This is a genomic window from Corynebacterium sp. ES2715-CONJ3, from assembly GCF_024814365.1.
Classification (GTDB): Bacteria; Actinomycetota; Actinomycetes; order Mycobacteriales; family Mycobacteriaceae; genus Corynebacterium.
The window spans coordinates 1-12,026 of record NZ_JANUXS010000007.1 but is presented as its reverse complement, the minus strand read 5'-3'; the positions used below and the strand labels follow the sequence as shown (position 1 = coordinate 12,026).

The window sequence follows — 12,026 nt, the reverse complement described above, 5'->3', positions numbered from 1 at the left end:
GGTTTGCTTGCGTGAATAAGTGGATGCTCTTCGCCCTGGCGATTGTGTGCGAGGTATCAGCGACGCTGCTGCTCAAAGCAGCTGCTTCCTTTACTATTTTATACGTCTTGGTAGCTCTGGGATATACGATTTCTTATAGTGCGCTCACTATTCTCCTCAAACGGGGTGTACCGCTAGGCGTAGCCTATGGAATTTGGGGCGCTGCGGGCGTTGCTCTCACGGCCATTTTGGGATGCTGGATATATGGCGAGCAGCTCTCATGGCTCAGCTCGGTGGGCATCATTATTATTATAGGCGGGATTGTGCTGGTGGAATTTGGTCATCCCCGAGAAATTCAGGTGGCCTAGGTTCATGTTCTGGTACCTGTTTGGAGCAATTTGTGCCGAAGTTGCCGCCACATTGAGTTTGAAAGCGGCCACCGCTCGACCGCGCTTTTTTCTTATCGCTGTCGCGGGCTATATCCTTGCCTTCACCCTTCTTTCGGGGGCATTGCAGCACGGTATGCGTATCGGAGTGGCCTATGGAATATGGACTGCTTGTGGAGTTGCAGCCACTGCAATTCTGTCACGCATTATTTTCCACGAACATCTCACCCGCACCATGTCTATGGGGATAGCCCTCATCGCACTCGGAGTTCTACTCGTCGAGTTAGGTAGCGGCTAGTAGCTGAGGCCACCCGCCCGCTGCAGCGCGGCCACCAGCGGTGGGTCGACAAATTCGTGATCGCCAACAAACCGTTGTAGTAATTCTTCCTTATTGTCTGCCCAGTAGCTAGCATCAATACGCGTGCGACTGAGTTGTACTGCTTGATCGACGAAGGTCTCCATCTCTTGGCCAATCCAGGCCCACACCAAATCCGTCTCGTTGACAAATACAGTGGTGAATTTATCCGGCTTGGGATCGAGGGAGCCAATCAGATGGCGCTTTTTCTCAAATTCTCGCACGCTTCGAACAGCCGCGGGCGATTGCAGCAGAGTTTGAAGTTGTTGATACGGATCTAGCATGACATTTCCTTTCGACGCCGCCACACACAAACCACTGCGACGATCGCTGCGAGTAGAACGGTGAGTAAGGCGGAACCAATATAAAGTGCCCGCATCCACCACAATGGGCTCAGGCCCGCCTCAAAATAGGCTAGCTCAGTCCACTGCACGGTGCTGACCATCGGCAGGATCATGAGGGCCACGAGCGCCGCACTGCAGAAGGCAGCACACTGTTCACTCAGCTCACGTACCCATCTATTGGCTATACGGGCTGATAGTCGCATAGTGAGCCGCCATAGCGCGTCGAGAATGCTCAAGACCATCGGTACCACCCAAACCCAGTGGTGCTGCCAGGAAAAAGGTGACACCAGTGTGGCACCATAGCCTGCAATTCCTAGTGCAAGAGAACGATTATCAAGTTGGATCGCCGCCCACATTCCCGCTATCACCACTGCGAGGACTATAGCTGTCAGAACTACTAAGAGTGCTCCGCCCTCGACTCCGAAGGCGCGTAGCAGCATTCCGCGTAGCGATTGGGCACCGGGGTTATTGAGATCGCCAACGCGACTGGAATCAAAGATCGCCCACGTCCAGAATATATGGGCATCTGGAACCAAGAGGTAGCCAATCAGGACTGTGAATCCAAAGACAGCAATGCTAGTGAGCGCCGCCCACCAGCGCTTTTGCATAAGGAAAACGAGACCAAAAAAGGCGGGAGTCAGCTTTACTCCCGCAGCGAGCCCTACTCCTGCACCGCCCAATAGTGAGCTGCGACGAAGAAAATCGGTACTAACGAGAAGCATCAGGAAGATATTGATTTGGCCGAAGAGAAAAGTGCTGCGTATCGGCGCGAGAGCGAAGAAGGCGATGCTGATCAAGGCCACGAGAATCCCAGTGGGGAAATCCAGGCGGTAGCCGCGCTCCTGAAATACGGCTATAACCACTGCGACTAGCGCTGCCGCCGAAAAAAATTGCCAGACCACCAGGGTTGATAATTCAGGAAAAGCCGCCAGCCGTGCAAAGAGAGCACCGGCGAAGGGCGGATAGGTAAACGGTAAATCGAGAACTAAATTACCGGCGTATAAGTCCTGCCCTTCTCGAAGCGCCTGCCCAGCAAGATAGTAGACCCGAAAATCCACGGGAATCTGGAAGAGGTTGACATAATAAGTCATATTCTCCGCCGAAAGGTTAACCGACAGTACCCGCCATGCGGCTATAAAGGATAGAGCAATGAGAGTGGCAATCCCTGGGATGCGCGGCCTTACTGGTGGAGAGGGCATATTCACAGTGTGACAGTGTAGTTCACTTAAGCGCGGAGCACAGCAGCACAGGTTGAAATAGCGGCAAACTGGTGGTCGTGCTACCGCTTCAATGTACCAGCGCAAGAAAACACCCCCCGGCACTTAACTGCTGGGTTAGGTAGCCGCTAGCGACCGTAACAATAGACCACACCACGTGTCAGATGCATATTAACGCATATGCTCTCACTGCTAGGAAGATGGTGGAAACGCGGTATTTTAGTAGGTTTATCGTTGCTATTCATCGCTCGCGCGTTTTGTTATCACTTATTAGTTAAGTATTTACACAGCGCACGAGAACGTTCACTAAAGCGGATTTTAAAACAGGTACCATAAATCCCCTTTATCACATCTCGGATATTATTAGCCCGCGTCTGAGGGGTTTTATTGTGTCAAGACATGCACACGGTCAGGGAAATATTGGCGTGGCCGTCCGCACTCTGGATCACCTTGATATATGGGCCCTGAATGGACCCAGCAAGGTTGACGAGCTGACCCCTGCTTCCATAGCAAATATGCTTCATGCGGTTTAGCTGAATTAAAACGCTCAAATACTCCCACTAGAGTTGGCCAGATTGACAGGATCTACATATACGACTTGGATCGCAATGAGTCCGCACACAGTCGGAATATCACGAAATTTCAACACACCCGCGCTAACGCGAGAACAGAATATCTGCTGCACTACTCCCACTCACGCGAAGAGTGGGCCACCGTCGACACCGGCAGGACCTAAGACGTATTCCTCGAACACGCGCCCACATCAGCCACTGGGCCTCTTAGCACCCATAACTACGGGCAGGCAGGATTTTGTGATAGGTGAGTTGTTTCCCGATCAAGATGCAATCCACCTACCCGCAATGATTCCTAGATCAAGAGATAGGCTCCTAGAGATCCTGGGATGACAACCGACATGGCTGCCGCTATGACAATCACAGTTGTGCTTGTGAGCCGTAGCCTGTGGCTTTACGACGACAATCAGCCCGCTCAAGTAACTTTCGCAGCGGTGAATAATAGGGGCCCAATTTCCCTCAGCCATGTCACAGCTTTTCTTTTCAACTGGCTCTACATTGAAAAACGCGCACGAGTCGACGCTTCACCAGCCGTGCGTGACTGCATATACAACTCAAGAAACCCTCACAACCTTCTTACTGAGGGGGATGTTCGGTTCTGTCAGAATGGCGTCGACCTTCTCCAAAAAAGTGCCAATACGGCTCGCACGGACCTTCCCATACACCTGCGTGATCATATTCCGATCAAAATATAACCAAGCAGCTTCCCGATCCCCTACAGGGGCGCACCTTGGCCCGCCAGGCGAGTAACCAGCCAGATCTCGCCACGATGGGGGTCGATTTCAGTAGCGACGCCCGCTTTCGCTTGTGGGGGTCTGCCAGTACCTCGAGATGTACGTTTTGCCCCATTACTGACTCGTCGAAACAATGGACGTCCTACTCAACGCGCCCGACCACTCCAGCACCTCCGGGTTTTGTCGCTCGCTGATTTCACGCTCAACAGCACGCGCGGAAGCACCTGTGAGCCCTCTAGAGGCTTGCTGGTTGAATGTTTTGGAGAGGTAAGCACGGTTGATTATTTCCCACCAGCAGTGAATATCGCCGATAGCAATCTCGGCTATCATCAGCCCTGCCAAGCGGATAATGTTCGGGGTTTTAATCGCCTGGGGTAGCGGCGACGTGACACGGTTGACAGTCACTTTCTTGTGGATCCACAGAGTGCACTCTTTCAGCGGTTTGAGCTGTATGCCAAGTGATTCTTAGGAGGCGTTGAGCCAATTCTCTGGCGGTGGGGTTTGCGGTCGGTGTGGTGAGATCGTTGCGGGTTGTGGAGATGGCTGTGCGTGGAGCTCGATGAGCTATTCTTCTTCGGCGTTCCATGCGGTGGCTTAGTGTTTAGTTTTTAAACATTTCACGGCGTCACAGCATACACCCTCGTGGTGGTAGCGGGCGCGCAAAAGGTGGCCATGGGTGTGTTTCTTGCCGGATTTTTGAGGTCATTTTAGGGCCATTCTAGGGCCACTAGGGCCATTTTAGGGACGGATCGGGGCGGATTGGACTACCCTCGAGCGACCATAACCCCAGCTAGACAGCAAAAAACCCAGCTACTCAAAGTAGCTGGGTTTTCCTTCGGTGGAGCTAACGGGATTCGAACCCGTGACCCCCACACTGCCAGTGTGGTGCGCTACCAGCTGCGCCATAGCCCCATTGTTCATGCGAACGAATTTTAGGCTACCTGATGGTCTCCAGCACTACCAAATCGCGAGTTCAAGCTGTGCTTATACATCTCCAAAAAAGCAAAGATCCGCATAGTTTCACCCATGCGGACCCTTAGCTCAAGACCATTACTTAATTAAGCGTGGCCATTCGAAGATATCGTCGCCAACCTCTTTGCCGTCAATGAAGACACGGGGGGAGGAAACTTTGCCGCTTACTTTTTCTAGCTTCTCGGAGTTAGCGGTTGCCATAGCCACGTATTCATCACTGAGATCCTGGGATTCGATCTGCTTAGCGGTGGATGCTTGCGCGCCGAAGCCTTCAGCGATAGTAGCCATGCGAGCGGCGTCCCATACACCATAGATCTTTTCTTGATCTTCTAGGAGCTTCCTACGAAGATTCCAGTAGGCCTGGGAGTCTCCAGCCTTCGCTGCGGTGTAGGCAGAAGTGCCGGCGAGGGTGGAGTGGCCAGCCTGGCCGCGGTCGAGGAAGTTGAGCGAGCGGATATGCACGACGATCTTGCCTTCTTCGACGAGTTTCTTCATGTCCTCATCTGTAGAAGTTGCCAATTTTCCGCAGAAGGAGCAAGAGAAGTCCTCATAGATCTCAATATTTTGAGCGTCCGGCGTGGTGGCATCCGATGTCAAAACGACGGCATTGTCTTCCACGGTGGTAGTGATATTTACGGGCTCGACATCCGCGGCGAGTTTTTCTTTTTCCGCGTTATTGCCGCTAACAACTATATATCCAACAACTGCGATCGCTATGGCAACTAGAGCCACGATCGCCCAGATAAAGCCACTGCTATTCTCGTTGGGATTTTTAATTTTATTACTCATCAAGCCTTCTTGACTCACTTGTATCCGAATATGTTAAAAGGGTGCTCTCTAAGGGTAGATGGCGAATCGTTTATAGGGAAAGACCATTACCCAAATTGACATGGCCACGAAGACCACGTCGCGTAGCAGCGTGGTGACATAGCTCATTCCGCCATCGGCAAGGTCAGCGTCACCGAAGCATCCGCAATCGATCACGAGTCCACGGTACCAAGCTTGGGCGATCCCGATCATAAAGAAGATCAAAACTATGAGGGATATCTTCGCTGCTTGCCTGATAAAGATTCCGACTAAGAGAATGAGCCCGCCAGCGATCTCCACAGGACCAATAATCTGCCCGAGGAAGTAGGACCAGTCTGGGGTGAAGATTTCATAGGCCATAATATTTTGGGCCTCGGTCATGGGTTTACCAATTTTGGTTAGCCCAGCGAGAATCCATACCGCTGCTAGCCCAAAGCGAGCCAGTGCGCTGATGATGTCGATAACCTTTGAACGGGTGTCATCTCCCGCTAAGATGCCGTTTTCTAGGAGCATAGTCACTTAGTCTATCCATCTTTGCGTATAAAAGCTCACCTGAACTATTGCAACCTACTGCCCGTAGCCCTTATTTGTAGGGCCACGGGCAGTTATTCGTTTAGCTCTCTAATACTTTTTTCACCAGCGCACGAGCTTCGTCCTGCATGAGTGCGAGGTGATCTTCGCCCAAGAAGCTCTCGGCATAAATCTTGTACTTATCTTCGGTACCGGAGGGGCGGGCCGCAAACCACGCGTTTTGGGTGCACACCTTAAGTCCTCCCAATGGTGCACCGTTGCCTGGAGCCGAGACCAATTTCGCGGTGATTTTCTCGCCAGCGAGTTCAGTGGCACTCACTTGTTCAGGCGAGAGCGCCTTAAGAAGAGCCTTTTGTTCGCGGTTGGCCTCAGCATCTGTTCGTGCATAATGCGGGGCGCCGAATTTTTGGGCAAGCTCTGCATAGCGTTGCGACGGAGTTTTGGAGGTAACCGCAGTGATTTCGGCGGCCAAAAGGTCAAGAATGAGACCATCCTTATCGGTCGACCACACGGTACCGTTGTGGCGCAAGAAGGAAGCGCCGGCGGATTCTTCGCCACCAAAACCAACTGAGCCGTCGATCAGACCCGGAACGAACCACTTAAAGCCCACCGGAACTTCAATGAGTTTCTTATCCAAATCTGCCACAACCCGGTCGATCATAGACGACGATACGAGGGTCTTCCCCACGGCGTCAGTGCCCCAGTGCGGGCGGTGGGTATAGAGGTAGTCAATGGCAACAGCTAAGTAGTGGTTCGGATTCATCAGTCCAGCATCGGGGGTGACGATACCGTGGCGATCAGCGTCGGCGTCGTTGCCGGTAGCGATATCGTATTTATCGCGGTTATGCACCAAGCTGGCCATCGAATGTGGTGAGGAGCAGTCCATACGGATTTTGCCATCAGTATCAAGAGTCATAAAACGCCAGGTGGGATCCACAATGGGGTTTACTACGGTGAGATTCAACCCGTGGACCTCAGCGATACGCCCCCAGTAGTCCACCGAGGCACCACCCATAGGATCAGCCCCAATGGTCAGACCAGATTGCTTGATAGCCTCAATATTGATCACATTGGGCAGGTCCGCAATATAATGATTGAGGTAATCAAAACGCTCTGCTCGCGGATCGAGGACGCCCGATACGCTTACTCTGCGGATGTCTTTAAGGTCATTACGCAGAATATCGTTGGCGCGCTGCGCGATCCAATCAGTGGCATCGGTATCAGCAGGCCCACCATTAGGTGGGTTATATTTGAAGCCACCATCACGAGGCGGATTGTGCGAAGGAGTAATCACAATTCCGTCGGCGCGCTTGGGGTCCAAGCCCGTAACCCCACCTGGCAGATTGGCGTTATGAGCCAAGATCGCATGCGAGACGGCTGGGGTGGGGGTAAAGCGACCACGGTCATCAACGCGCACGGGGATATCGTTGCCGATTAAAACCTCCAGGGCCGATACCATCGCAGGCTCGGAGAGTGCGTGGGGATCACGGCCGATATAAACGGGGCCACCGATATGGTGAGCCTGGCGGTAATCCACGATGGCCTGGGTCGTGGCAAGAATATGGGCCTCATTAAAGGCGGTATCAAAGGACGATCCGCGGTGCCCGGAGGTCCCGAACGCAACCTGTTGATCAGGGTCACTCACGTCTGGGGTGCGGGTGTAGTACGCGGTGACAAGCCCCGCGATATCGACAAGGTCTTCTGGCTGGGCTACTTGGCCAGCGCGTGGGTGAGCCATTGCTGTTACTCCTTCTGTGGACAGTTGTGTCCTCATTATCTTAGCGCTAAATCATGCTCGATCCACCCGATGTACAATCACTGCCATGAATCGTGGCCTGCATATAACCCATAAATTTTTCGGCCCCACCATCCTCGCGGGACTTGGTGCTGGACTAGGCGCGAGTGCCCGCGCGTTGGTCTTCTCCCTCGGTTCTGGGCCGGAGCTACTCCTCGTGATCAATATTCTCGGGTGTCTCGCTATGGGCCTGAGCAATCCCCGCAACGAAAACCTGCGCGCCTTCTTCGCCGTAGGAATTCTCGGTGGCTTTACGAGCTTTTCGGCCTTCGCTGGCTTCACCGCCCACCTGCCCCTCCCCCAGGCCTTCGGCTACTGTCTGATAACGATCTCAACGTGCCTCCTCGCCTGGTTTGCCGGCACAAGTGTGTCCCAGAGGGTGAGCGCATAATGCTCACGGTCTTTTTTGCTGCCTGCTGTGGTGGGGCGCTCCGCTATGTGCTTTCTCGTCTCCTTCCCAGCCCAGCTGGCACCTATCTGGCGAATAGTTTGGCCTGCCTTGCAATAGCTCTGAGTGCCGCGAGCGGATTCGCCTGGGTGATCAGTGTTGGATTTGCTGGAGCACTCTCTACGTGGTCGACCCTCGCGAAGGAATTGGGAACTATGCTCGAAGGCGGTAAGTCTCTCCTCTTTGTCGGTTATCTTCTTATAACCCTCATTACAGGCCTGGGCCTCATCGCCCTTAGTTAATGTGAGATCGCATCGAGCGGCGGCGTTGTACTGGCGCGCTGGGCTGGCCAGATCGCGGCGAGCACACCTACGAGTCCAGAGCCTATGAGGATGATCATTAATGTTCCATAGGGCACGGATATGGTTTCGAGCCCCTGCGAGCCTAGAACTTTTAGGAAGGACCATCCGAGCCCGAGGCCCACAATCATTCCGATGATGGAGCCGTAGATCGCTATCTGCACACTCTCGATGGTAATCATCAGCCGCACTTGGTTGCGATGTGTACCGACAGCGCGCAGCATACCAATTTCCTGCCGACGCTCAATGACATTAAGTGCCAAGGTATTGATAATGCCTAGCACCGCGACAATAATACTTAGGCCAAGGAGTGCATAGAGGATATACATCATTTGGTTGATTAAACCTGCTTGGGCGCCGGCATATTCTTGGGCATTCATCACCCGCACCACGAGGTATTTTTCCACGGCTTGTTCGAGATCGGCTCGCAAGGAGCGCTGTGTTACGCCTTCTTTGCCCATCAGAAGCACCTGAGCCAGATTGTCATTTTCATAAGCGGGGGTATCAATGATTGTGGCTTCAGACAGGACAACATCGTCGAGAATGCGGTTGTCTCCATAAGTTCCAGTCAGCTCAGCGCGCGCTAAGATCTGGCCCTCTTGGTCGTAGATATTCACGGTATCGCCTATGGCTAATCCGCGCTCTTGAGCATAGGACTCGCGGGCGATAAAAGTCCCAGCTTGGGAGAGATCAAACCTTCCCTGCGGATTCTTTAGTCCCACGACGTCCTCAAGATCGCCATTGGCCATAAAAGTGATGGGAAAGCCCCTCAGCGCCGCCAGACCGGTGGGTGAATCGTCTAGGGAGACTTTGGCATAGGATACTGCTACCGCTTGATCAATACTATCCAGAGCTTGAATATCTGCGTAGGCATCCGTCGGCACTGGGAATCTCATGGCACTAGGACCCTCTAGTACGAAATCAGCGGTGACTTCTGAATTCACCAGATCTTCAATACTGTCGTGCATGGAGGCGCTCAACATCCCAATAGCAGTGACAAGCGCCATACCGAGAGTCAGAGCGAAAGCGGTGGTAGCCGTGCGCTTAGGATTGCGGCGAGAATTGGTGGCGGCTAATTGTCCAATAGCTTTAAAGGGGCGAGCTATAACCCGGCCCAGGGCACCCACGAGAGGGATGGACAGTGCCGGCGACGCCATGAAGACGCCACCAATGACAGCAAAGGCGCCAATACCTACGCCAATCGCACGAGTTTTAGTCGCGTAGCTATCAGCATCGACAAGCGCGCCAGCGAAGGCTAACGCCATGCCCGCAGCGAGCAAGAGAAGACCTAAGATCGTACGTGTTTTAAGGGAGGTTGCAGTTGAGCTTTCCGTGGTCCGCATAGCTTCCACGGGGCGGACGGCCCCAGCACGGCGAGCGGGTGCCCAAGCACTTATAACAGTCACGACGATACCAAGCACGATGGGGAAAGCAATCGCGGATGCCCCAAGGCCGGTTGTGCCTGCAGCGATAGGCATACCCAGTCGTCCAAGGGTGAATTGGATGGCCTGAACTAATCCCATACCGGCGAGCACACCGAGAAGGGATCCGACGATACCGACCAGAATAGATTCGATGACCACCGTGGATGTCAGTTGCCTTTTGGAACACCCTAGGGCTCGTAACAGAGCGAATTCTTTGAGACGCTGAGCCACGATCATGGCAAAGGTATTGGCAATAATAAAGGAACCGACCAGGAGGGCGATCATGGCGAAGGCCACAAGGAAATAGTTAACAAAACTCAGCGCATCTGCAACGGACTCAGAAATGCCGCGTGCTAATTCTTGGGCTGAGGCGTAGCCGTATTCGGGGTAGGTTTGCTGAAGATAGTCAATTAGCTCACTGCCGCGTTTTACGTCTCCCGATATTAAGGCCGCGGGGATGAAAATGCCACCTAGATACGTATCGATATAGACGTCTTCGGCTTGAAGTAATAATACGCCGGTACTGAGGTCCACTGCGCTCGAAGCGGGTTGGTAGATGCCGGTGATTTGATAACTACGCTGGCCTTCAGGATCAACAACAATGACCTCATCACCTATGGCAATATCATAATCGTTGGCGGCGGCACGGTTGATAGCTACGCCGTTGTCACGAGGGAGTTCTCCCTCTAGGAGAGTATTGCCGAGGCCTACAGCCTGTTCGGTGTCGTACCAGGGACTGATGGTAGATTGCGCGGAGCGAGTCTGGAAGGGTCGTCGTTGAGCATCAGCAACCACCACGGTGGTTGCGCCCTGTACCGTGACCCCAGCGATCTGCGGATCTTGGCGGAGCGTAGACAGCATATCTACCTTGATTCCCGTAATACCGGAGGTTCCAGCACCAGGTGCAAAAAGGTTGGCCCCCACCATAGCTCCAGGGTTGGGATGCATGACTACGTCCACGTCGGCGAATAGATCCTCCACTGCTGAGTCGAAGACCTTTTCCAATGAGTTTGTGAACATCATCGACCCAGCCACGAAGGAGGTACCGAGGATCACGGCCACCACTGTGAGGGCAAGACGAAGTTTATGTGCAACAACTGTGCGCCAACTCATACGCAGGAGGGTTTGCGAACCTGAGGGGCGCGGGGCGCTATGCTTGCCCATCGGTATCCTCCAAAGTACCCATGACTGCGAAAATCTCTTCAGCGCTCGGGCTGTTCAGCCGTGTCCGGATTTCTCCATCGGATAGGAAAATGACCTCGTCGGCATATTTCGCCGCGCTGGGGTCATGGGTCACGATCACCACAGTCTGGCCAAATTCATCGACCGCACCGCGCAAAATCCCGAGGACCTCCCGAGAGGCATTGGAATCAAGGTTGCCCGTGGGTTCGTCGCCGAAAATAATATCGGGGCGCGCAACCAGGGCACGTGCGCAAGCGACGCGCTGCTGCTGTCCTCCGGAAAGCTCGGCAGGACGGTGTCCTAAACGATCGACGAGGCCTAACCGTGAGGTCACGGTGTGAAACCAATTGTGGTCCACCGGTTTGCCCGCTATATCGAGCGGAAGAGTGATGTTTTCTGCAGCGGTTAATGTGGGAACTAAATTGAAGCTCTGAAATATAAAACCGATGCGATCACGTCTTAAATTCGTCAGTCCCTTATCATCGAGCTGCGATAGATCGGTATCCCCAATATAGGTCGAGCCCCCAGAGATGCTATCCAACCCGGCCATGCAATGCATCAGCGTAGATTTCCCGGAGCCGGAAGGCCCCATAATGGCCGTAAACTGCCGTTGTGGGAATTCGATGGATATAGAATTCACTGCAGTAACTTGAGTGCTGCCTGATCCATAGGTCTTGGTCAGGTTATGTGCACGTGCAGCTGGGGTGGTTTGCATTTGGTTCCTCTTCCCTCAAACACTACAAAGCCTACCCACCCCAGACTACCCCAACCCCCACACACACCCCACACACACAAAAAAAGGGGGAGGGGATGCGCACAAGCACACAGCCTGCACACAACCCCTCCCCACCATCTTAAGTTTTAGGTCGGCGGTGACTTACTCTCCCACAAACTCCCGTTTGCAGTACCATCAGCGCTACCAGGCTTAGCTTCCGGGTTCGGAATGGGACCGGGCGTACCCCTGACGCAATAACCACCGAC

The 12,026-nt window shown here is 53.5% G+C and carries 14 protein-coding genes, 1 tRNA gene and 1 rRNA gene; 6 read left to right on the top strand and 10 right to left on the bottom strand.

Annotated elements, in window-relative coordinates; translation table 11 throughout:
• The first annotated feature begins 11 nt into the window (after window positions 1–11).
• Window positions 12–347 carry a multidrug efflux SMR transporter gene (locus NXT00_RS08540; RefSeq protein WP_259158726.1) on the top strand — a complete coding sequence of 112 codons (336 nt, stop codon included), beginning with the start codon at window positions 12–14 and terminating at the stop codon, window positions 345–347.
• Window positions 348–351: 4 nt separating this feature from the next.
• A complete protein-coding gene (locus tag NXT00_RS08535) occupies window positions 352–663 on the top strand; it encodes a multidrug efflux SMR transporter (protein WP_259080054.1) in 312 nt (103 codons plus the stop codon).
• On the opposite strand, the gene NXT00_RS08530 is transcribed toward NXT00_RS08535, so the two are convergent.
• Entirely contained in the window at window positions 660–1,004 is a 345-nt protein-coding gene (locus NXT00_RS08530; RefSeq protein WP_259158725.1) for a hypothetical protein, read from the bottom strand. The genes NXT00_RS08535 and NXT00_RS08530 overlap by 4 nt on opposite strands.
• Entirely contained in the window at window positions 998–2,263 is a 1,266-nt protein-coding gene (locus NXT00_RS08525) for a glycosyltransferase 87 family protein (protein WP_259158772.1), read from the bottom strand. The genes NXT00_RS08530 and NXT00_RS08525 overlap by 7 nt, the downstream gene beginning before the upstream one ends.
• Before the next feature lie 407 nt (window positions 2,264–2,670).
• Between NXT00_RS08525 and NXT00_RS08520 the strand changes: the two genes are divergently transcribed.
• The gene (locus NXT00_RS08520) at window positions 2,671–2,814 is read left to right on the top strand and encodes a hypothetical protein (RefSeq protein WP_259080050.1); all 144 of its coding nucleotides are present in this window, start codon (window positions 2,671–2,673) and stop codon (window positions 2,812–2,814) included.
• A 368-nt stretch (window positions 2,815–3,182) separates the two neighbouring features.
• Window positions 3,183–3,548: a hypothetical protein gene (locus NXT00_RS08515; protein ID WP_259158724.1), complete on the top strand. Its 366-nt coding sequence runs from the start codon at window positions 3,183–3,185 to the stop codon at window positions 3,546–3,548.
• A gap of 153 nt (window positions 3,549–3,701) precedes the next feature.
• On the opposite strand, the gene NXT00_RS08510 is transcribed toward NXT00_RS08515, so the two are convergent.
• The 5 genes from NXT00_RS08510 to pgm form a co-directional block, all read right to left on the bottom strand.
• Window positions 3,702–3,992 (bottom strand): hypothetical protein, encoded by a 291-nt coding sequence (locus tag NXT00_RS08510; RefSeq protein WP_259080047.1) that lies wholly within the window; start codon window positions 3,990–3,992, stop codon window positions 3,702–3,704.
• 434 nt (window positions 3,993–4,426) lie between these two features.
• Window positions 4,427–4,499: transfer RNA gene (locus tag NXT00_RS08505), tRNA-Ala, on the bottom strand.
• Between the two features lie 138 nt (window positions 4,500–4,637).
• Window positions 4,638–5,348: a thioredoxin domain-containing protein gene (locus NXT00_RS08500; RefSeq protein ID WP_259158723.1), complete on the bottom strand. Its 711-nt coding sequence runs from the start codon at window positions 5,346–5,348 to the stop codon at window positions 4,638–4,640.
• Between the two features lie 48 nt (window positions 5,349–5,396).
• On the bottom strand, window positions 5,397–5,879 hold the full coding sequence (locus NXT00_RS08495; protein WP_259158771.1) for a DoxX family protein: 483 nt from the start codon (window positions 5,877–5,879) through the stop codon (window positions 5,397–5,399).
• A 100-nt stretch (window positions 5,880–5,979) separates the two neighbouring features.
• Entirely contained in the window at window positions 5,980–7,635 is a 1,656-nt protein-coding gene (gene pgm / locus NXT00_RS08490; protein WP_259080043.1) for a phosphoglucomutase (alpha-D-glucose-1,6-bisphosphate-dependent), read from the bottom strand.
• Between the two features lie 85 nt (window positions 7,636–7,720).
• Between pgm and NXT00_RS08485 the strand changes: the two genes are divergently transcribed.
• Together NXT00_RS08485 and NXT00_RS08480 are read left to right on the top strand one after the other, a co-directional pair.
• The gene (locus NXT00_RS08485) at window positions 7,721–8,083 is read left to right on the top strand and encodes a CrcB family protein (protein WP_259158722.1); all 363 of its coding nucleotides are present in this window, start codon (window positions 7,721–7,723) and stop codon (window positions 8,081–8,083) included.
• Window positions 8,083–8,382, top strand: coding sequence for a CrcB family protein (locus tag NXT00_RS08480; protein WP_259080031.1), 300 nt, complete (start codon window positions 8,083–8,085; stop codon window positions 8,380–8,382). The genes NXT00_RS08485 and NXT00_RS08480 overlap by 1 nt, the downstream gene beginning before the upstream one ends.
• Here the strand turns inward: NXT00_RS08480 and NXT00_RS08475 are convergent.
• The 3 genes from NXT00_RS08475 to rrf form a co-directional block, all read right to left on the bottom strand.
• Window positions 8,379–11,027, bottom strand: coding sequence for an ABC transporter permease (locus tag NXT00_RS08475; RefSeq protein ID WP_259158721.1), 2,649 nt, complete (start codon window positions 11,025–11,027; stop codon window positions 8,379–8,381). The two genes, NXT00_RS08480 and NXT00_RS08475, sit on opposite strands and share 4 nt — an antisense overlap.
• Window positions 11,014–11,760, bottom strand: coding sequence for an ABC transporter ATP-binding protein (locus tag NXT00_RS08470; RefSeq protein WP_259158719.1), 747 nt, complete (start codon window positions 11,758–11,760; stop codon window positions 11,014–11,016). The genes NXT00_RS08475 and NXT00_RS08470 overlap by 14 nt, the downstream gene beginning before the upstream one ends.
• A gap of 149 nt (window positions 11,761–11,909) precedes the next feature.
• A 5S ribosomal RNA gene (rrf, locus tag NXT00_RS08465) occupies window positions 11,910–12,026 on the bottom strand.

What these genes read in the sequence shown, in the direction of transcription:
- pgm (WP_259080043.1), bottom strand. Translation starts at nt 7,635, where the DNA reads ATGGCTCACCCACGCGCTGGCCAAGTAGCCCAGCCAGAAGACCTTGTC.
- NXT00_RS08530 (WP_259158725.1), bottom strand. Translation starts at nt 1,004, where the DNA reads ATGCTAGATCCGTATCAACAACTTCAAACTCTGCTGCAATCGCCCGCG.
- NXT00_RS08535 (WP_259080054.1), top strand. Translation starts at nt 352, where the DNA reads ATGTTCTGGTACCTGTTTGGAGCAATTTGTGCCGAAGTTGCCGCCACA.
- NXT00_RS08480 (WP_259080031.1), top strand. Translation starts at nt 8,083, where the DNA reads ATGCTCACGGTCTTTTTTGCTGCCTGCTGTGGTGGGGCGCTCCGCTAT.
- NXT00_RS08500 (WP_259158723.1), bottom strand. Translation starts at nt 5,348, where the DNA reads ATGAGTAATAAAATTAAAAATCCCAACGAGAATAGCAGTGGCTTTATC.
- NXT00_RS08475 (WP_259158721.1), bottom strand. Translation starts at nt 11,027, where the DNA reads ATGGGCAAGCATAGCGCCCCGCGCCCCTCAGGTTCGCAAACCCTCCTG.
- NXT00_RS08525 (WP_259158772.1), bottom strand. Translation starts at nt 2,263, where the DNA reads ATGCCCTCTCCACCAGTAAGGCCGCGCATCCCAGGGATTGCCACTCTC.
- NXT00_RS08515 (WP_259158724.1), top strand. Translation starts at nt 3,183, where the DNA reads ATGACAACCGACATGGCTGCCGCTATGACAATCACAGTTGTGCTTGTG.
- NXT00_RS08495 (WP_259158771.1), bottom strand. Translation starts at nt 5,879, where the DNA reads ATGCTCCTAGAAAACGGCATCTTAGCGGGAGATGACACCCGTTCAAAG.
- NXT00_RS08485 (WP_259158722.1), top strand. Translation starts at nt 7,721, where the DNA reads ATGAATCGTGGCCTGCATATAACCCATAAATTTTTCGGCCCCACCATC.
- NXT00_RS08470 (WP_259158719.1), bottom strand. Translation starts at nt 11,760, where the DNA reads ATGCAAACCACCCCAGCTGCACGTGCACATAACCTGACCAAGACCTAT.